This is a genomic window from Pandoraea sp. CB10b_02, assembly GCF_002216225.1.
In the GTDB taxonomy this organism is placed as follows: domain Bacteria; phylum Pseudomonadota; class Gammaproteobacteria; order Burkholderiales; family Burkholderiaceae; genus Pandoraea; species Pandoraea nosoerga.
This window is the reverse complement of the sequence record NZ_NJGW02000001.1, coordinates 105,025-128,159: the sequence shown is the minus strand read 5'-3', so window position 1 is coordinate 128,159 and position 23,135 is coordinate 105,025. Positions and strand designations below refer to the sequence as shown.

Genomic DNA, 23,135 nt, shown 5'->3' with positions numbered 1-23,135 from the left:
CGCCATCGCGCCTATCGTTGCCATCGAAAAAGACAATGTTGATCACCATTGACATGGCGCTGCCGGACTCGGCACAATGCCTGACACATGACGATGTCGATCACAATCGTCATGAAGTATAGCCCAGGCCGCGCAATGACCGGGCCACTCGTCCCCTCTCTACCGGAGTTATGGAAATGAAGATCGAAAATGCCGTGGTGTTCATCACGGGCGCCAATCGTGGTCTGGGATTGGAATTCGCCAAACAGGCGCTCGCGCGCGGCGCGAAGAAGGTCTATGCCGGATCGCGCGATCCGTCCAGGGTTACGCTGCCGGGTGTCATCCCGGTGAAGCTCGACGTGAACGATCCGGACGACGTGGCCGCCGCCGCAGCGCTGGCCGGTGACGTCACGCTGCTCATCAACAATGCGGGCACGGCGGGATTGACCGAGGGGCTCACCCGTCCCGGCTCGGCACAGCTACTGCGCGCCACGCTGGAGACGAACCTGTTCGGCGTGCTGTCGATGACGCAGGCCTTCGCGGGCACGCTCGGGCGCAACGGCGGCGGCGCACTGCTCAACGTGCTCTCCATCGTGAGCTGGATCAGTTCGAGCGCGATTCCGGAATACTCGATCACCAAGGCGGCCGCATGGTCGCTGACCAATGGCGTGCGCAAGGAACTGCGCGAGCAGAATACGCTCGTGGTGGGTCTGCACGCGGGCTTCATCGACACCGACCTGACGCGCGGCTTCGAAGCACAGAAGATCGCGCCGGCCGAGGTGGTACGTCAGGCCTATGACGCCATCGAGGCCGGCGAGGAGGAAGTGTGCGTCGACGACGCCACGCGACAGGTCAGGCAGGGGCTCTCGCAAGGCATCTATCTCGGCGACACGCGAGCGCAGACGCAGTTCTGATCGGGTGCCGGCAGCGCGGCCTGCCGCGGGCGAAACGCCTGGCGTGCGCCGTTGCCGCCGGCCTCGGGTGGCGCAGGTGGCGCAGGTGACGCAGGTGACGCAAGTGACTCAGGCGGCCTTGTCCATCTGGCGCTCCCCGCCTAGCGCCTCGACCAGATCATCGAGCATGCGTGCGAGCTCGCCCGTCATGAGCGCGACGTCGGCGTCGAACTTCTCGGCTTCGCCTTCCGCCGTCGGGTCGGCGGCGTCCTTGATCACGTCGAGCGGCGTCACACGCTTGATGATGAACGCGTCCGTGAGCACGAACGAGATACGGTCGTTCCACGTCATTGCCAGCCTGGTGCAGCGCTTGCCGGCCTCGATATGCTGGCGCACGTCCGCGCCGTCGAGCGGGTGGCGCACGTAGCGCACGGCCGCCTTCTCGTCGGTGTTCGAGCGCAGCTCCACGTCCTGATCGACGGTGAAGCCCGACGGGGCTTCGTTGCCGGCAAGCCACGACGTCATCATCGCGACTGGCGCTTCGTTGAGCTCCACGGGTTCGAGCACGATGTCGAGCGTCTTGAGCAACAGGCTGCGCACTTCGTCGGCCTTCGCGGGCGAGGCCGCGTCGATGACCAGCCAGCGGTTGACCGGGTCGATCCATACGCGCGTATCGCGACGAATGCCGAACGCACGCGGCAGCAACTCGTCGGTGACCTGCTCCTTGAGCTCCCGCATCTGCTTGCGGCCCGGTTTGAAGCCCTGCTGCTCCTCCAGTTCGGCGGCCTTGGCGCGCGTGACCTGATTCACCACGGTCGAGGGCAGCAGCTTTTTCTCCGCCCGATACGCCAGCAGGAACTGACGATTGACACTATGAACGAGCTCGCCGCCATCACGCGGCGGCGCCCAGCCCTGCACCTGCAATTCGAGGCTGCCGCCCTCGCGGAAGGCGTGCTTCTCGAGCGCCTCTTCCATTTGCGCGACGCTCATGGACCAACCGGCAGGAATTCGGTGCAACTGAAGATTCTTGAACCACATCGGCATCACCGCAACAAGCAAAAGCAGCGATTCTACCAGCGACGCGAAGCGCGGCGAATCCCGCGACGCGTTTCGCGTCAGAGGAAGCGGTCGAGGATCTTGCGGCTGGGCTTGTCGAGCTTGCCCGCATCGCGAATGAGAAAGTGAATGCCGTGGCTATCGGTGATGAGCAGCGTCTGCCCACCCAGGCGGCGGATGTCCTCCTCGCCGCGCAGCACGAACGACGCCTCGCCGCGATTCGTCTCCACGGTCCACGTGCTGGGCGTGGCGTAGGTCGACACGCCCTTGATGCGCAGCACTTCCGGCATGAATTCGCGCGCGGCGAGCTCTTCGCGAACAAGCGCCTGCATCGCGGCGGGCAGCGCGTCGAGCGAGTCGAGCCAGACCAGTTCGCGGCCTTCGGTGCTCACGAGAGCGAGGCCCGCCTCGGGCGCGGCGATCGGAAAGGCGCGCACGGGCACCACGCCTTCGTGGGCGACGCCCGCCGCATCGGTCAGCACCAGACGGCCGAAGGCGTTGCGCGAGAGAGTGAAATCAATCTGCATGAGGAGCTTCGCGAACGTTCAGTTGACGGAGAGCGGCTGGGCCGGCGCAGCCGCCACGGCGGCAACGGTGGCGGCCGCTTCGGCCGAAGCGACGACGTCGTCCACGTCGGTGTCGACGTTGCGCTGCTGGGCCTGGTAAAGCTTGTAGTACGCGCCCTCGCGCGCGATCAGCTCGTCGTGATTGCCAACCTCGACAATCTTGCCGCGGTCGAGCACCACGAGGCGATCGGCCTTGCGCAGCGTGGAGAGGCGGTGCGCGATGGCGATCGTCGTGCGGCCCTTGACGAGGTTGTCGAGCGCCTTCTGGATTTCCTTCTCGGTGGCGGTGTCCACCGACGAGGTTGCCTCGTCGAGAATCAGAATGCGCGGATCGATCAGCAGCGCCCGCGCGATGGAGATACGCTGGCGTTCGCCGCCCGAGAGCGCCTGGCCACGCTCGCCCACGAGCGAGTCGTAACCGTGCGGCAACCGCAGAATGAACTCATGAGCGTGCGCCGCGCGCGCGGCCGCCACGATTTCGGCGCGCGTGGCGTTCGGCTTGCCGTATGCAATGTTGTCGGCGATCGTGCCGAAGAACAGGAACGGCTCCTGCAGCACGAGCCCCACGTTACGGCGAAATTCCGAGACCGGCAGCGCGCGAATGTCGACCCCATCGATCTGGATCGCGCCTTCGGCCACGTCGTAGAAGCGGCAAATCAGGTTGACCAGCGTGCTCTTGCCCGAACCGCTATGGCCCACGAGCCCGATCATCTCGCCCGGCGCAATACGCAGGTCCATGCCGCGAATCACCGAACGGTTGCCGTAGCGAAAGCCGATGTCGCGCAGGTCGATGGCGCCCTTCACTTCCTTCAGGTGCACGGGGTTGGCCGGCTCGGGCACGTTCGAGACGTGATCGAGCACGTCGAAGATGCGCTTGGCGCCGGCTGCCGCCTTCTGCGTGACCGAGACGATGCGGCTCATCGAGTCCAGACGCGTGTAGAAGCGGCTGATGTACGTGAGGAACGCGGCCAGCACGCCGACCGTGATCTCGTGCCGGGAAATCTGCCAGATGCCGAAGATCCACACCACGAGCAGGCCGACTTCGGTAAGGAACGTGACGGTCGGCGAAAACAGCGACCATACGCGGTTCACGCGATCGTTGACCACCAGGTTGTGCCGGTTCGCCTCCTTGAAGCGCGCGACTTCACGGTTTTCCTGCGCAAACGCCTTCACCACGCGAATGCCCGGGATCGTGTCGGCGAGCACGTTAGTGATCTCCGCCCAGATCCGGTCGACCTTCTCGAAGCCGTGACGCAGGCGATCGCGCACCAGATGGATGAGCCAGGCGATGAACGGCAGCGGCACGAGCGTGACCACGGCGAGCCACGGGTTGATCGACACGAGAATGACCGCCGTCATGATGATCATCAGCACGTCGGTCGCGAAGTCCAGCAGGTGCAACGACAGAAACACGCAGATGCGGTCGCTCTCCGAGCCGATGCGCGCCATCAGGTCGCCCGTGCGCTTGCCGCCGAAATACTCGAGCGAGAGCCGCAGCAGGTGCGAGTACGTGGCCGTGCGCAGATCGGCCCCGATCCGCTCCGACACCTTCGCCAGCAGGTATGTGCGCGCCCAGCCAAGCACCCATGCCGCGAGACCGGCCCCGAGCAGTCCCGAGAGATACATCGCCACGCGGCCGTAGTCGATCGGCTGACCGTTCTGAAACGGAATCAGCACGTTATCCATCAGCGGCATGGTCAGATACGGCGGAATCAGCGTGGCGCCCGTCGCGCACAGGGTGAGCAGGAAACCGGCCAGCAACTGGAAACGGTACGGACGCGCGAAGCGCCACAGGCGCAGCAATGCCCACGTCGACGGTGGGGCTTCCGTCTCGGAATTGCACTGCGGGCAGTCGTCGACGCCCGCCGGCAACTCGGCCTGGCAGATCGGGCACGCCCCCGCCTCGACCGGTTCGGCAGTCGCCGTATGCCCGGCGACGAGCGCGTCGCGCTCACGCGCGACCCTATCCATCAACTGCAGCGCGGCCGGATTGTGACCGAGCGTGTAGCGCCAGTGAGCGAGCCTCTCACGCGCGTCGCACACCTCCAGCGAGCCCACGCCTGCGTGGTCCGTGTGCGAGAGCGACAGGTCGGCGCGGTACGGCAGCGACCGCCATTCGCCGTGCGCGCCATCGCGGCGCGGCTCGCGTGCGAGCAAGCGGCGCTCGGTGGCCACCACTACGCCGCGGGCGAAATGCAACTGGGCGTCGAGGTCCACGGGCAGCCACGCGAGCACGGATTCGCCGGCGGTCAGTTGCGCGGCGACTTCCGGATACCAGGGCTGGGCGGCGGCACTGCGGCCGAGGGGGGAGGCGGAAGGCAAGGATAAAGACGAAGATGAAGGCGAAGGCGAAGGCGAACCGGAGGCGTCGCTATCGGAAGCGGCTTGCGGCGTGGCAGCGCCAGAAGGCGCCGGGGTGGAAGTGTCGGTCATTGCTGTGGCAGACGTGTCCTCAAGGGGCGGACATCGAGGCAAACGGAGAAGAATCAAGGCGGACTTTCCCTGTCAGTCCGCGAATTTGCCGCAAGTATAACCACAGCGACGCCCTTTGCGGCGCGGAGTTCCCCGATGACACACCGCACAATGGAAATATTGTTGCGACGGTCAACCGTTTGCGGATTTTCACGTTAAGTAACCAGTTAACTGTAATAGCGCGACCGGCTGCGCCGCCCGAAATCGGCCTCGCCGGCTTCCCAGACCAGCCAGAACGCGTGAAATAAGCCTTAGATGAAAAAGAAAGACATTGAAATTTTCGATGTCCTGTCACTGCGCGGGCCGAATATGTGGACATATCGGCCGGTGCTTGAGGCATGGGTCGATATCGGCGAGCTCGAGGAGTTCCCGTCCAACAAGATCCCGGGGTTCCCCGAGCGGCTGTCCGAATGGCTGCCGAGCCTCATCGAGCACCGCTGCAGCATCGGCGAGCGCGGCGGCTTCCTGCAGCGCTTGCGCGAAGGCACCTGGCCTGGTCACATTCTCGAGCACGTCACGCTCGAACTTCAGAACCTCGCCGGCATGCCCGGCGGCTTCGGCAAGGCGCGCGAGACGCCAATTCCGGGCGTCTACAAGGTGATCGTTCGCGCCTGGCACGAAGATGTGACGCGTGCGGCTCTGTTCGCCGCCCGCGATCTGGTCATGGCGGCCATCGAAGACCGCCCCTACGACGTCGAGGCCGCCGTCGAAAACCTGCGCGGCCTGGTCGACAAGCACTGTCTCGGTCCGAGCACGGCGTGCATCGTGGACGCCGCCGACGACCGCGACATCCCCCACCTGCGTCTGTCGGACGGCAATCTGGTGCAATTGGGCTACGGCGCCGCCGCGCGCCGCATCTGGACCGCCGAGACCGACCGCACCCCCGCCATTGCCGAGAGCATCTCGCGCGACAAGGATCTCACCAAGCAACTGCTCGAATCGTGCGGCGTGCCCGTGCCTGAAGGCCGGCTGGTCGACAGCGCCGAGGACGCCTGGGAGGCCGCTGAAGACATCGGTCTGCCGGTCGTCGTGAAACCCTACGACGGCAACCACGGCCGCGGCGTATTCATCAATCTCACCACGCGAGAAGAGGTCACCACGGCGTTCGACGTTGCGCTCGAGGAAGGCAGCGGCGTGATCGTCGAGCGCTTCGTGCCGGGCCTCGAGCACCGCCTGCTCGTGGTGGGCGGCCGCGTCGTGGCCGCGGCCATGGGCGAGATGGCCTGCGTCGTTGGCGACGGCAAGCACACCATCTCGGAACTCATCGAGCTGCAGATCAATAGCGACCCGCGCCGCGGCAGCGCCGAAGACCAGCCGCTCAACCGCGTGCGCATCGATTCGTCGGCCCGGCTGGAACTGCGGCGCCAGGGCTTCGACGCCGACTCCGTGCCGCCCGAAGGCAAGAACGTGCTGATCCAGCGCAACGGCAACGTCGCATTCGACGTCACCGACCGCGTGCACCCGAGCGTGGCAGCCCATGCATCGCTCGCCGCGCGCATCGTCGGGCTTGACATCGCAGGCGTCGATCTGGTCGCCGAAGACATCTCGCGCCCGCTCACCGAGCAGCGCGGCGCCATCGTCGAAGTCAACGCCGGCCCGGGCCTGCTCATGCATCTCAAGCCGGCCGAAGGCACGCCGCGTCCGGTGGGCCGCGCCATCGTCGACCATCTGTTTCCCGAGGGCGACGCGGGCCGCATTCCCGTCGTCGGCATCACCGGCACCAACGGCAAGACCGTGGTGGCCCGCCTGCTTGCGCATTTGCTGCAACTCGCGGGCGAGCACACGGGACTCGCGTGCAGCGACGGCCTGTTCCTCGACAAGCGCCTCGTTCAGGGCGGCGACCGCGCCAACTGGGATGCCGCGCGGCGCGTGCTGATGAACGCGAGCGTGAGCGCCGCCGTCTTCGAGAACGACAGCACTGCCATCCTCTCGGAAGGGCTGGCCTACGACCGCTGCCAGGTCGGCATCGTGACCAACATCGACCGCCCCGACCATCTGGGCCAGTATTTCGTCGAGGACGTGGATCGCATGTTCAGCGTGCTGCGCACGCAAGTCGACGTGGTGCTGCCCGATGGCGTCGCGGTGCTCAACGCCCGCGATCCGCTCGTGGTGGAAATGGCCGAGCTGTGCGATGGCGACGTGATCTTCTTCGGTCTGGACGAAAACCTGCCGGCCATCGTGGCGCATCGCGCCGCAGGCAAGCGCGTGGTGTTCGTGCGCGACGCTCAGGTGATCCTCGCCACCGGCACGGACGAAACCGTGCTCGGCGCCACGGCCAGCATGCCGCTGACGTATGCCGGCCGAGTCGCCTTCCAGGTCGAGAACGTGCTCGCCGCCGTGGCCGCCGCCTGGTCGATGGGCGTCGCCATCGAGGTCCTGCGCACCGGCGTGATCACGTTCGACGTGGGTCAGGTCGACGCGCCGGGTCGCTTCACGCTGTTCGAGAAGCAAGGGGCGACGGTCATCGTCGACGACGCCCACAACGCCCCGGCGCTCGCCGCGCTCGCCGCCGCGCTCGGCACGCTGCCTGCCGCCCGCCGCATTGCGGTGTACGGCGCCGGCGCCGACCGCATGGACGAAGACCTGCAAGCCCAGGGCAAGCTGCTCGGCGAGACCTTCGACCGCGTGGTGCTGTGCGACGACCTGAGCGTCGCGCGCAAGCGCCCGGCCGACGAGATGCGGGCCCAGCTGCGCGCAGGCCTGGACGCGGCCGGCACCAAGGTGCAGGTGAGCGATGCGGGCGAGCGGCGTGCAGCGGCCGAAGCGGCGCTCGCGCAACTCGCGAGCGGCGAACTGCTCGTGTTGCAGGCTGACGAAGGCGGCGCCGCGGCAATGCTCGATCTGGTGCATCTGTGGATGGGCCAGCCGATGCGCGCGCTGGCCGCCTGAGCGGCGCCTGAAGACGGCGCGCGCCGCCCGCCGCCGTCTTCTCTATATAGATAGCTACCGAATACCCAAACCACAGTCGTTTTTCTCGCCGACCAACCGCCATACAGGGGACGCGAAGTGGACAGACAGGGATTGCAATTTATGGAAGTCTCCCGTATCCGCGCATTGCGCGGCCCGAACCTCTGGAGCCGCCACACCGCCATCGAGGCGATCGTGACGTGCACCGATCTGGAATACTCGATCGGCAATCTGGCCGGCTTCGAGGCTCGTCTGCGCGCTCGCTTCGCCGAGCTGCCGGCGCTCACGCCGGATGCCGAGGAGCGTCCGGTGTCGCTGGCCGACGCGCTCGCCACGACGGCGCTGCACCTGCAGGCCGCCGCGGGCTGTCCGGTCACCTTCAGTCAGACGACGCAGACCATCGAGCCGGGCACGTTTCAGGTCGTGGTGCAGTACAGCGAAGAGCCGGTCGGCCGTCTCGCGTTCGATCTCGCGCAGCAGCTCATCAATGCCGCGCTCGAGGACAGCCCGTTCGATCTGGCCGACGCGCTCCATCGCCTGCGCGATCTCGACGAGGACGTGCGCCTCGGCCCGTCCACCGGTTCGATCGTCCATGCCGCCGTGGCGCGCGGCATTCCGTACCGCCGTCTCACCGAAGGCTCGATGGTGCAGTTCGGTTGGGGCAGCAAGCAGCGTCGCATCCAGGCGGCCGAAACCGATCGCACCTCGGCCGTGGCCGAATCGATCGCGCAGGACAAGGACCTGACGAAGACGCTGCTGCACGCGGCCGGCGTGCCGGTCCCGCTCGGCGGCACCGTGCGCAATATCGAAGATGCATGGAAGCTCGTGCAGGAAATCGATGCGCCCGTCGTGGTCAAGCCGCGCGACGGCAACCAGGGCAAGGGCGTCGCCGTGCGCCTGCGCACGCGCGAAGAGATCGAGAAGGCGTTCGAGGCCGCGCAGGACATCAGCCGCGACGTCATCATCGAGCGCTACATCCCCGGTCATGACTTCCGCCTGCTCGTCATCGGCAACAAGCTGGTGGCGGCCGCACGTCGCGACCCGCCGCAGGTAACGGGCGACGGCGTGCACACCGTGCGCCAGCTCGTGGATGCGGTAAACGCCGACCCGCGCCGTGGCGAAGGCCACGCGACGTCGCTCACCAAGATTCGCTTCGACGACATCGCACTCGCCACGCTCGCCAAGCAGGGGCTCGACGCCGACTCCGTACCCGAGGCCGGCGCGCGCGTGGTGCTGCGCAACAACGCCAACCTGTCGACGGGCGGCACGGCAACCGACGTGACCGACGACGTCCACCCGGAAATCGCCGCGCGTGCGGTAGCCGCGGCCCAGCAGGTCGGGCTCGACATCGCCGGGGTCGACGCCGTGTGCGAGACCGTCATCCGCCCGTTCGAGGAACAGGCGGGCGGCATCGTGGAAGTCAACGCCGCGCCCGGCCTGCGCATGCATCTGCAGCCGTCATACGGCAAGGGCCGCGCGGTCGGCGAAGCGATCGTCTCGACGATGTTCGAAGACGGAGACGACGGCCGCATTCCGGTCGTGGCCGTCTCCGGCACCAACGGCAAGACGACCACGGTGCGCCTGATTGCCCACCTGATTGCACAGCAAGGGCTGCGCGTGGGCATGACCGGCACCGACGGCATCTATATCAGCGGTCAACGCATTGACACCGGCGACTGCAGCGGTCCGCGCAGCGCGCGCAACGTGCTAATGCATCCGGACGTGGACGCGGCCGTGTTCGAGACCGCGCGCGGGGGTCTGCTGCGCGAGGGTCTCGCTTACGACCGTTGCGACGTGGCGGTGGTGACGAACATCGGCATGGGCGACCACCTGGGCCTGTCGTACATCAATACCGTCGAGGATCTGGCGGTGCTCAAGAGCGTAATCGTGCGCAACGTGGCGCCGCGCGGCATGGCCGTACTCAACGCCGCCGATCCGATGGTCGCGCGCATGGCCGACGCCTGCCCCGGCGACGTGACCTATTTCGCCGTCGACGGCGCGCATCCCGTGCTCGCCACGCATCGCGCGAAGGGCAAGCGAGTCGTGTACGTCGAGGACCGTCACATCGTGGCCGCGCGCGGCAGCGAAGAAACCCGCTATGCGCTGGCGGCAATTCCGCTCACGCGCGGTGGCGCGATCGGCTTCCAGGTCGAGAACGCGATGGCCGCCATCGGCGCGGCATGGGCGCTCGAGCTCGACCCGGTGACGATCCGCGCGGGCCTTGCCACGTTCGTCAACGATGCGGGCACCGCACCCGGCCGATTCAACGTGTTCGACTACAAGGGCGCGACCGTGATTGCGGACTACGGCCACAACCCGGATGCGATCGCGGCGCTCACGCAGGCCGTCGAAACGATGCCGGCGCGCCGCCGTTCGGTGGTGATTTCGGGGGCGGGTGACCGTCGCGACGAAGACATCCGCCGCCAGACGCAGATCCTTGGCGACGCCTTCGACGACGTGCTGCTCTATCAGGATCAATGCCAGCGAGGCCGCGAAGACGGTGAAGTGCTGCGCTTGCTGCGCGAGGGTCTGGCCAACGCGCGCCGCGCCACTCACATCGACGAAATCCGCGGCGAGTTCGTGGCGATCGACACGGCGCTGGCGCGCCTGCAACCGGGCGACCTGTGCCTGATCCTCATCGATCAGGTCGACGAAGCGCTCGAGCACATCGGCAAGCGCGTCAAGGAAGCCTCGGCACACTGACCGGACCGCCCTCCTTTTCTCTCCGCTTCTGCCCCGTTCCCCCCACCTTCTTCCGCCCTTCCGGCTCACGGCTGCCGACGCCTGACACAGGGAGGTATCGCGAAAGCCCCCGAGCCGCAATGCCGGGGGCTTTTCTTTGGGCCGCGCGCTTGGCGTCGCGCAAGCCGCGGCGTCAGGCCGATCCTGTGGTTCCTGACGTTCCGGCCGTTGCGTTCGTCCACCGCTGCATTGCACAGCGCCGTGCCGCCGGCAGACCGGCGGCAATTTCCGCTTCCAGTACGCTTTGCAAACGCGTACATAGTGCGCTGGCGTCGATGCGCGTGAACCCCATGCGCGCGTAATACGGCGCGTTCCAGGGAACGTCGGAGAACGTGGTGAGGGTCAGCCTGGCAAGGCCCACATCGCACGCATGGGCGCTCGCCGCATCGAGCAACGCCCGCCCGATGCCCCGCCCTTGCCAGCGCCTGTGCACCGACATTTCCCAAACGTGCAGGGCGTCGTCAAAGGCTTCAGCGTCCAGAAAACCGACGGGAGCGTCGGGCTCGCCGTGCGGGTCCACCGCCACCCAGACCGTGCCCGAGGCGATCCATCGCCGATGATGCGCTTCGGCAATCGGCTCGCCATCTGCGAGCCAGCCCAGGCCGGGCAGCGTCCGGAACAGGTCGCCGGCGCTGCGCTCGACGCCCGGCAATGCGGCGGCGTCGGCCGGCGTGGCGCGCCTCACCCGCGCCGCCGGCCCGGATGTCAAACCACCACCTCCTGTGGCGCCATTTCGGTGCCATACGTGCCCCAGCGACCGTTCGGGCTGGCATCGGCATCGGCCGCCGCGACCGTCGGCTTGCACTGGCCGGCCGTCTCGTCGAGTCCTTGCAGCAACGGGCAACGTTCGAAGAGTTCGGCGATGAAGTCGACAAATACGCGCACTTTCGGCGACAGATGGCGGTTGTGCGGATACACCGCCGAGATCGGCATGGGCGGCGGTTTCCACTGATGGAGCACCTCCACGAGTTGGCCCGATTGCAGGTACGGCAGCGCCATGAAGCGCGCGAGTTGCACCATGCCGAAACCGGCCAGGCCGAGCTGCAGATACGCCTCGGCATCGTTGACGGCCACCGAGCCCTGCACGCGAATTTCGACTTCCTTGCCGTCCACGAGGAACTGCTCTTCGAGCACGCGCCCCGTGCGGCTCGAGAAATAGTGCACGGCCGTGTGGCGCTGCAGATCCTCCAGCGTATGCGGCACGCCCATGCGCTCGAGATACGCGGGCGAGGCGCACGTCAGGCTCTGGAACAGCCCGACGCGGCGCGCGACGAGGCTCGAATCCTGCAGCGTGCCCACGCGCAGCACGCAATCGACGCCTTCCTGAATCAGGTCGACCGGCTTGTCGCCCATGCCGACCATGAGTTCGATCTCGGGGTAGCGGTCGTGGAACTCGCACAGCGACGGCAGCACCACGAGCTTGCCGAGCGAGCCCGGCATGTCGACGCGCAGCTTGCCGCGCACGCGCTGGCTGCTCTCACGGAACGAAGATTCCGTCTCCTCGATGTCGGCCAGGATGCGCAGACAGCGCTCGTAGTACGCCGCCCCGTCCGGCGTGAGATTGAGCCGCCGGGTCGTGCGCTGCAGCAGCCGCGTGCCCAGATGCGCCTCCAGATTCTGAATGATGGTGGTCACGGAGGTGCGCGGCAGCCCGAGATTGTCGGCCGCGCGCGAAAAGCTATTCGCCTCGACCACCCGCGTGAAGACCTGCATTGCCTGCAAGCGATCCATGGTGTTTCCCTCGATGAGAATGATGTTGCACTGACCGAACCGCCATCGCACCCGCTGCAGTGCCCGTCACCCGCCCGAACGGCGCGGGCATATGCATATTGGTCGGCGGCATAAGCCAATGCCCATAAGGCTTGCGTCGATTAGTCGAGCTAGCCGAACAGTGTTGCCAAATTATAGGCGTTTATCCGGATGTCCGTGGCCTCTAGACTTCGCTCCATCCAATGTCATCAGAGGGGTGTCGCTCGCGCGCGCCCAACGCCATATGTCTGTCAACACCAAGCCGCACTCGGGTCAGCTGTCCCGCACCGACGACGGGCTGCGCATCGAAGAGGTGAGCGTTGCCGGCCACGTCGGCCCGGTCACGCTGCGCCTGTACCGGCCGAATCCGTCTGCCGCGCCGTGCGTCGGTCACACCGGCGAGCCGGGCGTGGTGGTCTCGCTCGAAGCGCACCTGCCCGCCGTGCTGTATTTCCACGGCGGCGGCTTCTGCGGGGGCTCGCTCGACGACGGGGACGCCGCCGCGCGCTACCTCGCCGCCCACATCCCGGCGCTGGTCGTCTCGGTCGGCTACTCGCTCGCTCCGGCGCACCCGTTTCCGGCCGCGCCCGAAGACGCCTGGAACGCCGCGCTCTGGCTGCACCGCCACGCCCGCCGGTATGGGGCGAGCGCGCGCCGTCTCGCGGTGGCCGGTCACGATGCCGGCGGCAATATTGCCACGGCCCTCACGATGATTGCACGCGATCGCGGTGAAATCGCGATCGCGGCACAGGCGCTGCTCGCCCCGCTGCTCGATCCCAGCATGACGCGCCTGGCCGACGGCCGCACGCCGAGCGACATCGAGGCAAGCGAATGCGCCAAGTGCTATCGCGCTTACCTGCCCCACGCGGCGCAGCGGCTGCACCCCTACGCGGCGCCGCTCGAATCACGCCGTCTCGCGGGTTTGCCGCCCACGCTGATCGCTTCCGCCGAACACGACCTGCTGCACGTCGAAGCTGAAAAATACGCTGCCGAACTCATCGCGGCCGGCGTGCCGACGCAGGTCACGCGCCATCGCAGCGCTTCCCATCACGGTCTGGCCGCCTTGCCCGCAGCACTGCGCGAGGTGGCCGCGTTCCTGACACGCCGGCTGGCACCGCCTGCCGCCGGCTCTACCCAGTGAGTCCATCCGAAGCCGGAGATTTGAAGAAATGACCACCCTCGCTCGCAAACCCGTCCTCATTGCCGCCGCTGCGACGGCCGTCCTCGTGGCCATAGGCACGTTCACCGTCGTGCGCGTCGACGCCAGCACGCCCCCCGCTGCGCAAGTCATGCCCGCGGTCGAAGTCGACGTGGCCAACGTGATCTCGCGCACCGTGACCGACTGGCAAAGCTACTCGGGCCGGCTCGACGCCGTGGACCGCGTCGACATCAAGCCGCTCGTGTCAGGCACCATCACCGCCGTGCATTTCAAGGACGGACAACTCGTCAAGAAGGGCGACCCGCTCTTCACGATCGATCCGCGCCCGTATGCGGCCGAAGTGGACCGCGCCGCCGCCCAGCTCGCCTCGGCACAGGCGCGCGACGTCTTCGCCAGCACCGATCTTGCGCGCGCGCAACGCCTGATCGCGGATAACGCCATCGCGAAGAAGGACTTCGACCAGAAGGAGAACGCCGCGCGCGAAGCCGCCGCCAGCGTGAAGGCCGCTCGCGCCGCGCTCGAAGCGGCGCGCATCAACCTCGGCTATACGCAGATCGTGGCGCCCGTCTCGGGGCGTGTCTCGCGCGCGGAAATCACCGTGGGCAACACCGTCTCGGCCGGCGCCCAGTCGCCTGCGCTGACCACCGTGGTGTCGGTCTCACCGATCTACGCGGCCTTCGACGTCGACGAACAGACGTACCTGCGCTATCTGTCGCGCGACACCGCGAAACCGGGCGGCGTGCCGGTCGATCTCGGCCTCGCCAACGAAGCGGGCTACTCGCGCAAGGGCACCGTCTACTCGGTCGACAACCGCTTCGACACCACGTCGGGGACGATCCGCGTGCGCGCGCGCTTCGACAACACCGACGGCGCGCTCGTGCCCGGCCTCTACGCCCGCATTCGCGTGGGCGGCGGCGAGCCGCACCCGGCGCTGCTCGTGGACCAGGCCGCCATCGGCACCGATCAGAGCAAGAAGTTCGTGCTCGTGCTCGATGCCCAGAACAAGGTGCAGTACCGTGAAGTGCAGCTCGGCGAGCGCCACGGCGGGCTCGTGGAAGTGGCCGGCGGTCTGAAGGAAGGCGAGCGCATCGTCGTGAACGGCCTGCAACGCGTGCGTCCGGGCGATGCGGTCTCGCCCAAGGTCGTGAAGATGGCCGGCGACACCGGCGGTCCGGTCGACGCCGCCACGACGGCTCTCGCCGCTGGCGACACCAGCGGCACCAGCGGCACCCAGGACGCGTCGGCCAAATCCGCCGCGGGCGAAGCCGGCGCCAAGACCTCTCAGAACAACGGCACCGACGGCAAAGCAGCCGGCCCGGCCCGGACGGCGAAGTCGCAGTCGGTGGCTGCAACGACGGCGGCGACGCGTTCGTGAGCGTGTTCGGGCACACGGACACATCACACGCCTCGCGCGCTGAACGACACCCCAGAGTTTCGTTATGAACATTTCAAAATTCTTTATCGACCGGCCCATCTTCGCAGGGGTGCTATCGGTCGTCACGCTGCTGGCCGGCCTGATCGCCGTGTTCCAGCTACCGATTTCGGAGTACCCGGAAGTGGTCCCGCCGTCGGTCGTCGTGCACGCCCAATACCCCGGCGCCAACCCGAAGGTGATCGCCGAGACCGTTGCCTCGCCGCTCGAAGAGCAGATCAACGGCGTGGAAAACATGCTGTACATGCAGTCGCAGGCCAATAGCGACGGCAACCTCACGACAACGGTGACCTTCCGCCTGGGCACCGACCCGGACAAGGCGCAGCAACTCGTGCAGAACCGCGTCTCGCAAGCCCTGCCCCGTCTGCCGGAAGACGTGCAGCGTCTGGGCGTGACGACGATCAAGTCCTCGCCCACGCTCACCATGGTGGTGCATCTGATCTCGCCGAACGACCGCTACGACATGACGTACCTGCGCAACTACGCGCTCATCAACGTGAAGGATCGCCTCTCGCGCATCCAGGGCGTGGGTGAAGTGCAGTTGTGGGGGGGCGGCGACTACTCGATGCGCGTCTGGCTCGATCCGGCCAAGGTGGCCCAGCGCGGCCTCACCGCCTCGGACGTGGTGAACGCCATTCGCGAGCAGAACGTGCAGGTCGCCGCCGGCGTGATCGGTGCGACGCCGGCCGGTCCCAACACGCCGCTGCAACTGAACGTGAACGCGCGCGGCCGTCTGAACACGGAAGAAGAGTTCCGCGACATCATCCTGAAGACGTCGCCGGACGGCGCCGTCACGCATCTGAGCGACGTGGCGCGCGTGGAGCTCGACGCCTCGAGCTACAGCCTGCGCTCGCTGCTCGACAACAAGCCCGCCGTGGCATTGGCCATCAATCAGTCACCGGGCGCGAACTCGCTGCAGATCTCCGACCAGGTCCGCGAGGCCATGGCCGACTTGCAGAAGGACATGCCGCCGGGCATCGAATACCGCATCGAGTACGACCCGACGCAGTTCGTGCGCGCATCCATCAAGGCCGTGATCCACACCCTGCTCGAAGCCATCGCGCTCGTGGTGCTGGTGGTGGTCGTGTTCCTGCAAACGTGGCGCGCATCCATCATTCCGCTGCTCGCCGTGCCGGTCTCGATCGTCGGCACCTTCGCGCTGCTGCTCGGCTTCGGTTATTCGATCAACGCACTCTCGCTGTTCGGCATGGTGCTTGCCATCGGTATCGTGGTGGACGACGCCATCGTGGTCGTCGAGAACGTGGAGCGCAACATCGCGGCGGGGCTCTCGCCGAAGGAAGCCACGTATCAGGCCATGCGCGAAGTGAGCGGACCGATCATCGCCATTGCGCTCACGCTCGTTGCCGTGTTCGTGCCGCTGGCGTTCATGTCGGGTCTGACGGGCCAGTTCTACAAGCAGTTCGCGATGACCATCGCGATCTCGACGGTGATCTCGGCGTTCAACTCGCTTACGCTCTCGCCGGCCATGGCAGCCTTGCTGCTCAAGGACCATCACGCGCAGCCGGACTGGCTCACGCGCCAGATGAACCGATATCTCGGCCGCTTTTTTGCCGTGTTCAACCGGGTGTTCCATCGCGGCTCGGAGAAGTACGGCCAGGGCGTGACCCGCGCGGTCGGCCGCAAGGCGCTCATGATGGCAATCTTCGCGGTGCTCATCGGTGTGACGATGCTGCTCGGCAAAGTGGTTCCGGGCGGCTTCGTGCCGGCGCAGGACAAGGAGTATCTGGTCGCGTTCGCCCAGTTGCCCAACGGCGCGTCGCTCGACCGCACCGACAAGGTGATCCGCGACATGACGGACATCGCGCTGAAGACGCCCGGCGTAAGAAGCGCGGTGGCCTTCCCCGGCCTGTCGGTCAACGGCTTCACCAACTCGTCGTCCGCCGGTATCGTGTTCGTCATGCTCGAGCCCTTTGCCAAGCGTCACGACAAGACGCTCGCGGCAGCCGCCATCGCGGACAAGCTCAATGCCGAGTACTCGAAGAACAAGGATTCGTTCATCGCCGTGTTCCCGCCCCCGCCGGTGATGGGCCTCGGTACGCTCGGCGGCTTCAAGCTGCAGATCGAAGACCGCGGCGCGCTCGGTTACGAAGCGCTGAACGACGCCACGCAGGCCTTCATCAAGAAGGCGTCGCAGACGAAGGAGCTCGGTCCGACGTTCTCGTCGTACCAGATCAACGTGCCGCAGCTCAACGTGGACCTCGATCGCGTGAAGGCCAAGCAGCTCGGCGTGCCGATCACGGACGTGTTCGACACGATGCAGATCTATCTTGGCTCGCTGTACGTGAACGACTTCAACAAGTTCGGCCGCGTGTATCAGGTCCGTGTGCAGGCAGACGCGCCGTTCCGCGCCCATGCCGAAGACATTGGCCTGCTCAAGACGCGCAATGCGAATGGCGACATGGTGCCGCTCTCCTCGCTGGTGAAGGTCTCGCCGACCTACGGTCCGGAAATGGTGGTGCGCTACAACGGCTACACCGCGGCCGACATCAACGGCGGCCCGGCCCCGGGATACTCGTCGGGTCAGGCGCAGGCGGCCGTGGAACGCATTGCGGCCGAAACGCTGCCGCGCGGCGTGAAGTTCGAATGGACCGACCTCACGTACCAGCAGATTCTCGCGGGCAATTCGGCGCTGTGGGTGTTCCCGATCTCGGTGCTGCTGGTGTTCCTGGTGCTCGCCGCGCAGTACGAGAGTCTCACGCTGCCGCTCGCCGTGATCATGATCGTGCCGATGAGCATCATGTCGGCGCTGTTCGGGGTGTGGCTCACCAATGGCGACAACAACATCTTCACGCAGATTGGCCTGATGGTGCTGGTGGGGCTATCCGCGAAGAACGCGATCCTGATCGTGGAATTTGCACGGGAGCTGGAAATGCAGGGCCGCTCGGCCGTGGCCGCGGCCATCGAGGCGAGCCGGCTGCGTCTGCGCCCGATCCTGATGACGTCCATCGCGTTCATCATGGGCGTGGTGCCGCTGGTGATGTCGACGGGCGCTGGCTCGGAAATGCGCCACGCCATGGGTATCGCGGTGTTCTTCGGCATGATCGGCGTGACGGGTTTCGGCCTGTTGCTCACACCGGTGTTCTACGTGCTGTTGCGCGCGCTCGCCGGCAAGAAGCCGCTGCATAGCGCGCACGCGTCGACCATGCCCGCCAACGTCAAGGCCGAAGTCTGAAGGATGTCTATCATGCAACCGCAATCGATCAAACGCAGCCTGGGTGTCCCGGGTATGCTCGCCACGCTGCTCGTGGTGGCGGGCTGCTCGATGGCCCCGGCGTACCAAGTGCCCGAGGTGACCGACAAGGGAACGCCGACGGCCTTCAAGGAAGCCGCGTTGCCGGCCAATCAGGCCGGCACCTGGAAGACCGCCGAGCCGTCGGAAGCGACGGAGCGCGGCGAATGGTGGAAAGTGTTCGGCGACCCGACGCTCGACAAGCTCGAAGCCGACGCGCTCGCGGCCAATCAGAGCCTGAAGGCGGCTGCCGCCCGCGTGCAGGAAGCGCGCGGCGTGCAGCGTCAGGCCCGCGCCGCGCTCTTCCCGACGCTCGACGCCAGCTTCGGGCCGACGCGCCAGAAAGTCTCGCCGGCTTCACAACTGCAGCCGGATGGCACGAACATCGCGCCGTACACGCTGTGGCGCGCGCAGGCCGGCGTCGGCTACGAGGTCGATCTGTTCGGCCGTGTCTCCGACAGCGTGGCGGCGGCCCGCGCCGACGCCGAGCAAAGCGAAGCGCTGTACCGTTCGGTGCAGCTCGCGCTGCAGGCCGACGTCGCGCAGAACTACTTCAACCTGCGCCAGCTCGACGCCGAGCAGGCGTTGTACACGCAGACCGTGAAGTTGCGCGAGGAAGCGCTCAAGCTCGTGCAGCGGCGTTTCACCGAAGGCGACATCGGTGAGCTCGACGTGGCGCGCGCCAAGGCCGAACTGGCCACGGCACAGTCCGACGCGCTGGCCATCGCGCGCCTGCGCGCCGCTTCCGAGCATAGCCTCGCGATTCTGCTCGGCAAGACGCCGGCGGAGTTCACGTTCGAGCCCGCGCCGCTCGCGCCGGTCAACGTTCGCATTCCGGCGGGGCTGCCGTCGGCGCTGCTCGAACGGCGTCCGGACATCGCCGCCGCCGAGCGCGCCATGGCGGCAGCGAACGCGCGCATCGGCGTGGCGAAGGCGGCGTTCTTCCCGTCGATCTCGCTGACGGGTTCGGGCGGGTTCGAAGCGGCCACGCTCGGCGATCTGTTCAACTGGTCGAGCCGCACGTTCCTGCTCGGGCCGGCCGTGGGCGGTCTGCTCTCGCTGCCGATCTTCGACGGCGGGGCGCGCAGCGGCAACCTGGTGCGCGCCCGTGCTCAGTACGAAGAAGATGTCGCGAACTATCGCCAGCAGGTGCTCGTTGCGTTCCGCGAGGTCGAGGACAACCTGTCGAACCTGCGTCTGCTCGACGAGCAAACCCGCGCGCAGGACGATGCGGTGAGATCGTCGCGCCGCGCCGCGCAGCTCTCGCGCACGCAGTACCAGGAAGGCTCGATCGCCTATCTCGACGTCATCGACGCCGAGCGCACCGTGCTGCAGGCGCAGCGCAACGCCGTGCAGTTGGCCGGCGCACAGGCGGTGTCGACGGTCAACCTGATCCGCGCGCTCGGCGGTGGCTGGGGCGATGTGCCGGCCGCGAAGCCGAACGGTGCGCCCACGGCCAGCGCGAACGCCGCCAACCCCACGGTGGCGGCACGATAACGCAAAGCGAGGGCGGCGCCGGGCGTCCGGCCCGTCCTCGGTAGTGAATGCATCGGGCCGGCGGCCACTCGTCATCCCCAAGCCGAGCGACGCGCCGACCTGCCCCCGACGCGCGTCATGCGTGCCGCCGGTCTCGATGCACCCTAGCTCCGATAAGGAGCGCACAGGCTTCTTCCCTGCGTCCCTGCTTGCCCGGCGCATGCCCGCGTCCCACGACACCGGGCATGTCCGGGCGTTTTTTTATCCGGCAATGGTAGGATGGCAGCACGGTTTTCGCCGCACCCCGGCTCGGGGCGCCTGCATGCGGAAATCGTCGCTGGCCAGTCATCTCGAGTGCTTTGCCCGCGTTCGGTCGCTTCGACCCTACGATAAGGAGTGCAAACAATGAAGATGCGCAAAACGTTGTCGCTTTGCCTCGCCGCCGGTCTGGCGGTCTCCTCCACTCTCGTGTTCGCACAAGGCGGACCGCCGCCCCAGGGCGGCCCGGGCGGCTCGGAAGGCCCCGGCGCCGGCGGTCCTCCGGGGCAGCGCCCTGGCGGTCCGCATGGCGGACCTCCCGGCCACGGCCCGCAACACCCGCAACACGGCGCGCCCAAGGCGCAGCACGGCGGCCCGCCGCCGCGCGGCAATGCGGGTCCTGCACCGGACACGTGGCAGCATCCCGAATGGCGCCGTGGCGAGCGCGTGCCGCAGCAGTATCGCGACCGGCAATACGTCGTCGACGACTATCGACAATATCGCCTGAACCCGCCACCGCGCGGCTATCACTGGGTGGGCGTCGGCGGTGACTTCCTGCTCGTGGCTATCGGCACGGGCGTGATTTCACAAATCGTGCTTGGCAGCCAACGCTGAGCCACGCCGCGCCCACGCGATCGTCGGCAGTTCCTTCTGACTGGCCAGCCATGCGGCAGGGTCTCGCCCCTGCCGCATGCGCCCCGTCTCCCCCCGCTACGCCACTCCGTCACTCCGCCACCAGGCGCCGCTACAACGCTAGCAAGGTTCGCGCCCCGTCCGTCCCGTTTTCTGAAATTTGCTGCGCCCTCTCCCCGCCACGCTGATCGCGATGCTGTTTTCGCTGCGGCGCAACACTAAAATCACGCCTCGTGCCCTCCCAATCCATCGATATACGATATATCATGCACAAAATATCAAACGAATGCCCCGATTCGGTGCACTCGGTGGAGCGGACGACATGGCAATGACACAACAAGACGTGAGGCAATGGTTGACGGGCTTTCTGCCCGCCGTAGTCGCCGTGCACTGGCGAGAGCGCCTGCGCGCCGGCGTCGGCGCCCTGTGCGGTATCGCGCTGACGGGCGGCCTGATGCTCTGGCTGCTTGGCCCTGCAACCTATATTCCGTGGCTGGTGGCCCCGATGGGCGCATCAGCCGTTCTGCTCTTCGGTGTGCCCGCCAGTCCTCTCGCCCAGCCGTGGTCCATCGTCGGGGGCAATCTGATTGCGGCCGTGGTGGGGGTGACGTGTGCGACCTACATTCCGTCGCCGGTCATCGCGTCGGCCGCCGCCGTCGGCGTGTCCATCGCGCTGATGTTCACCCTGCGCTGCGTGCACCCGCCTTCGGGCGCGGTCGCCTTGACGGCCGTGCTCGGTGGGCCCGCCGTGCATGCGCTCGGCTACGGCTTTGTCCTCGAGCCGATCGCCGTGCAGACGGTCGTGCTGCTGGGCGCGGCGATCGGCTATCACGCGCTCACCGGTCACCGCTATCCGCATGCGGCGCGCGCGCAGACGACGCCGGTGCGCCCGGTCAACCCGTCGGCCATTCCGGTCACGACCGCGGACGCCGAAAAGGCACTCGCGCGTCGCAGCGAACTGCTCGACATTTCCCCGGACGACCTCGCCAGTCTGCTGCGCGACACACAGCGCGAAGCATACGCACGCCGTGCCCGCGAGCTCACGTGTGCCGACGTGATGGCCCCGCCGCTGGCCAAAGTGCATGCGCATGAGGAAGCGCCGGCTGCCTGGCGCCTGCTGCAGCGGCACGGTCTGGACGCGCTGCCCGTCGTCGACGGCGACGCTCGGGTCATCGGACTGGTGACGCGTCACGATTTGCACGCGCGCCGGGCGCGTCGTCAGCGCTGGCCGCGCTTCGGCCTGGCGGCAAGGCCGCGCCCGGCGGTGCGCGACGTCATGCAGGGGGAACTCAAGACGGCAACGGCGGGCATGCCGCTGTCCGAAGCCGTCGCGCTGCTGATGGCGCAACGCCACGGCACCCTGCCCGTGCTCGATGACGCCGCGCGGCTCGTCGGTCTCGTCACACACGCCGAAGTGCTGCGCCGGGTCGTTACCGCCTGAACCCGCCGCGGGCGCCCGCACCGGGCGCCCTGCCGCGGCGTTCGCATTCACGCCCGCGGTGGCTTCGCCCCGCCGCGCCCCCTCGAAGCGCTCCGCTCGTTCTCCCTTCCCTCGTTCTCCCTTCCCGCATTGTCAGCCCCGGCTCGTTCTGCAAGAATGGCGGCGTTCTGACGCATCACGCCATATCGCTTCGATCTGCGAAATAACGCTCGCCCCGGGGGAAATCGTGGAACAGATCACATTCAAGCAGTGTTTCAGAGGCGCATGGCGCGACGGCTTCAACGCCCTGCGCAATCGTCCCATCCTGTGTCTGTCGGTTGCCGTCATCGTACTGGTGATGTTCGCGCTCGGCGTCTCGCTCAGGTCGCTTGCCGCCACGATGGCGCACGACGGCGTCGCGGCGGGCCCTCGCATTCGCGTGGGCCTCGTCTCGTTCGCCGTGATGATCGTAAACGTCGTGGCGTTCTCCGTGCTGGCGCTCCACATCTTCCGATATGTGATCCTCGGGCCGGAAGCCGCACGCGCAGCCCGCTGGTACGGCCGCGATCTCTGGCGATATCTGTGGACGTCGATCCAGATTTTCGTGAGCATCGCCGTCGTGTGGATCGTCCTGTCGGTGCTCGCGGTGCTCGCCCTGCGCGCCATGGGACACGGCAGTTCGTTTGCCTTGCTCGGCACCTTTTTCGTGCTGCTGTTCTGTGCGCTGATATACGCGCTCGTGCGCGTGCAGCTGATCTACGGGCAAATCGGCGCGGGCCGCAGCAAGCGCTGGCGCGCCGCCTGGCACGACTCGCGCGGGCATTTCTGGGCGATGTTCGGCACGACGTTCGTTTCGGTGCTCCCGCTCGTGGCCGTCGGCATCGTGCTCACGGTGCTCTTCCGCCTGGTTCTCGCCGTCGCGCCAGACGCCACGGTGGTGGTCCTCGGCTCGCTGATTCTGCAAACGCTGCTGTCTGTCGCATGGATCGCGGTGGCCATCGGCAGCGCGGCATGGGTGTACCGGCGTTTTGCCAACGAGTTGCTGCAACTCGACGGCGCCCCCGACGACGTCTGAATCGCTGTGCCGGCGTCGCCAGACGCAAAAACGGCCCGCACTGCATTGGCAGCGCGGGCCGCTCATCC

15 protein-coding genes are annotated in these 23,135 nt (G+C 67.1%); 10 read left to right on the top strand and 5 right to left on the bottom strand.

From position 1 onward, the window contains the following. The first annotated feature begins 176 nt into the window (after positions 1-176). Positions 177-893, top strand: a complete 717-nt coding sequence (locus tag CDN36_RS00510; protein ID WP_150554246.1) for an SDR family oxidoreductase — start codon at positions 177-179, stop codon at positions 891-893. A gap of 108 nt (positions 894-1,001) precedes the next feature. Here the strand turns inward: CDN36_RS00510 and CDN36_RS00505 are convergent, their stop codons facing one another. The 3 genes from CDN36_RS00505 to CDN36_RS00495 form a co-directional block, all read right to left on the bottom strand. Further along, positions 1,002-1,910 carry a recombination-associated protein RdgC gene (locus CDN36_RS00505; RefSeq protein WP_150554245.1) on the bottom strand — a complete coding sequence of 303 codons (909 nt, stop codon included), beginning with the start codon at positions 1,908-1,910 and terminating at the stop codon, positions 1,002-1,004. A 77-nt stretch (positions 1,911-1,987) separates the two neighbouring features. Further along, the gene (locus CDN36_RS00500) at positions 1,988-2,455 is read right to left on the bottom strand and encodes a cyanophycin metabolism-associated DUF1854 family protein (RefSeq protein ID WP_287495714.1); all 468 of its coding nucleotides are present in this window, start codon (positions 2,453-2,455) and stop codon (positions 1,988-1,990) included. Between the two features lie 18 nt (positions 2,456-2,473). Beyond that, entirely contained in the window at positions 2,474-4,816 is a 2,343-nt protein-coding gene (locus tag CDN36_RS00495) for a cyanophycin metabolism-associated ABC transporter (RefSeq protein WP_287495713.1), read from the bottom strand. Between the two features lie 405 nt (positions 4,817-5,221). On the opposite strand from CDN36_RS00495, the gene cphA (CDN36_RS00490) reads away from it, so the two are divergent. Both cphA (CDN36_RS00490) and cphA (CDN36_RS00485) read left to right on the top strand, forming a co-directional pair. Continuing rightward, positions 5,222-7,855, top strand: coding sequence for a cyanophycin synthetase (gene cphA, locus CDN36_RS00490; protein ID WP_150554242.1), 2,634 nt, complete (start codon positions 5,222-5,224; stop codon positions 7,853-7,855). Positions 7,856-7,996: 141 nt separating this feature from the next. Continuing rightward, complete coding sequence (gene cphA / locus CDN36_RS00485) at positions 7,997-10,576, top strand: cyanophycin synthetase (RefSeq protein WP_287495712.1); 2,580 nt, start codon at positions 7,997-7,999, stop codon at positions 10,574-10,576. 172 nt (positions 10,577-10,748) lie between these two features. Here the strand turns inward: cphA (CDN36_RS00485) and CDN36_RS00480 are convergent, their stop codons facing one another. Both CDN36_RS00480 and CDN36_RS00475 read right to left on the bottom strand, forming a co-directional pair. Then, positions 10,749-11,324: a GNAT family N-acetyltransferase gene (locus CDN36_RS00480; protein WP_287495711.1), complete on the bottom strand. Its 576-nt coding sequence runs from the start codon at positions 11,322-11,324 to the stop codon at positions 10,749-10,751. Beyond that, complete coding sequence (locus CDN36_RS00475) at positions 11,321-12,346, bottom strand: LysR family transcriptional regulator (RefSeq protein WP_150554239.1); 1,026 nt, start codon at positions 12,344-12,346, stop codon at positions 11,321-11,323. Before CDN36_RS00475 ends, CDN36_RS00480 begins: the two co-directional genes overlap by 4 nt. A 262-nt stretch (positions 12,347-12,608) precedes the next feature. On the opposite strand from CDN36_RS00475, the gene CDN36_RS00470 reads away from it, so the two are divergent. From CDN36_RS00470 to CDN36_RS00440, 7 genes are all read left to right on the top strand, one after another. Then, complete coding sequence (locus CDN36_RS00470; RefSeq protein ID WP_287495710.1) at positions 12,609-13,505, top strand: alpha/beta hydrolase; 897 nt, start codon at positions 12,609-12,611, stop codon at positions 13,503-13,505. A gap of 28 nt (positions 13,506-13,533) precedes the next feature. Then, positions 13,534-14,898, top strand: a complete 1,365-nt coding sequence (locus tag CDN36_RS00465; protein WP_287495709.1) for an efflux RND transporter periplasmic adaptor subunit — start codon at positions 13,534-13,536, stop codon at positions 14,896-14,898. A 64-nt stretch (positions 14,899-14,962) separates the two neighbouring features. Further along, on the top strand, positions 14,963-18,148 hold the full coding sequence (locus CDN36_RS00460) for an efflux RND transporter permease subunit (protein ID WP_150554237.1): 3,186 nt from the start codon (positions 14,963-14,965) through the stop codon (positions 18,146-18,148). Positions 18,149-18,160: 12 nt separating this feature from the next. Next, positions 18,161-19,702 (top strand): efflux transporter outer membrane subunit, encoded by a 1,542-nt coding sequence (locus CDN36_RS00455; RefSeq protein ID WP_287495708.1) that lies wholly within the window; start codon positions 18,161-18,163, stop codon positions 19,700-19,702. A gap of 384 nt (positions 19,703-20,086) precedes the next feature. Continuing rightward, positions 20,087-20,554, top strand: coding sequence for an RcnB family protein (locus CDN36_RS00450; RefSeq protein ID WP_287495707.1), 468 nt, complete (start codon positions 20,087-20,089; stop codon positions 20,552-20,554). Between the two features lie 346 nt (positions 20,555-20,900). Continuing rightward, positions 20,901-22,013 (top strand): HPP family protein, encoded by a 1,113-nt coding sequence (locus tag CDN36_RS00445; protein WP_287495706.1) that lies wholly within the window; start codon positions 20,901-20,903, stop codon positions 22,011-22,013. 226 nt (positions 22,014-22,239) lie between these two features. After that, positions 22,240-23,067 (top strand): hypothetical protein, encoded by an 828-nt coding sequence (locus tag CDN36_RS00440; RefSeq protein WP_287495705.1) that lies wholly within the window; start codon positions 22,240-22,242, stop codon positions 23,065-23,067. Positions 23,068-23,135: the final 68 nt, after the last annotated feature.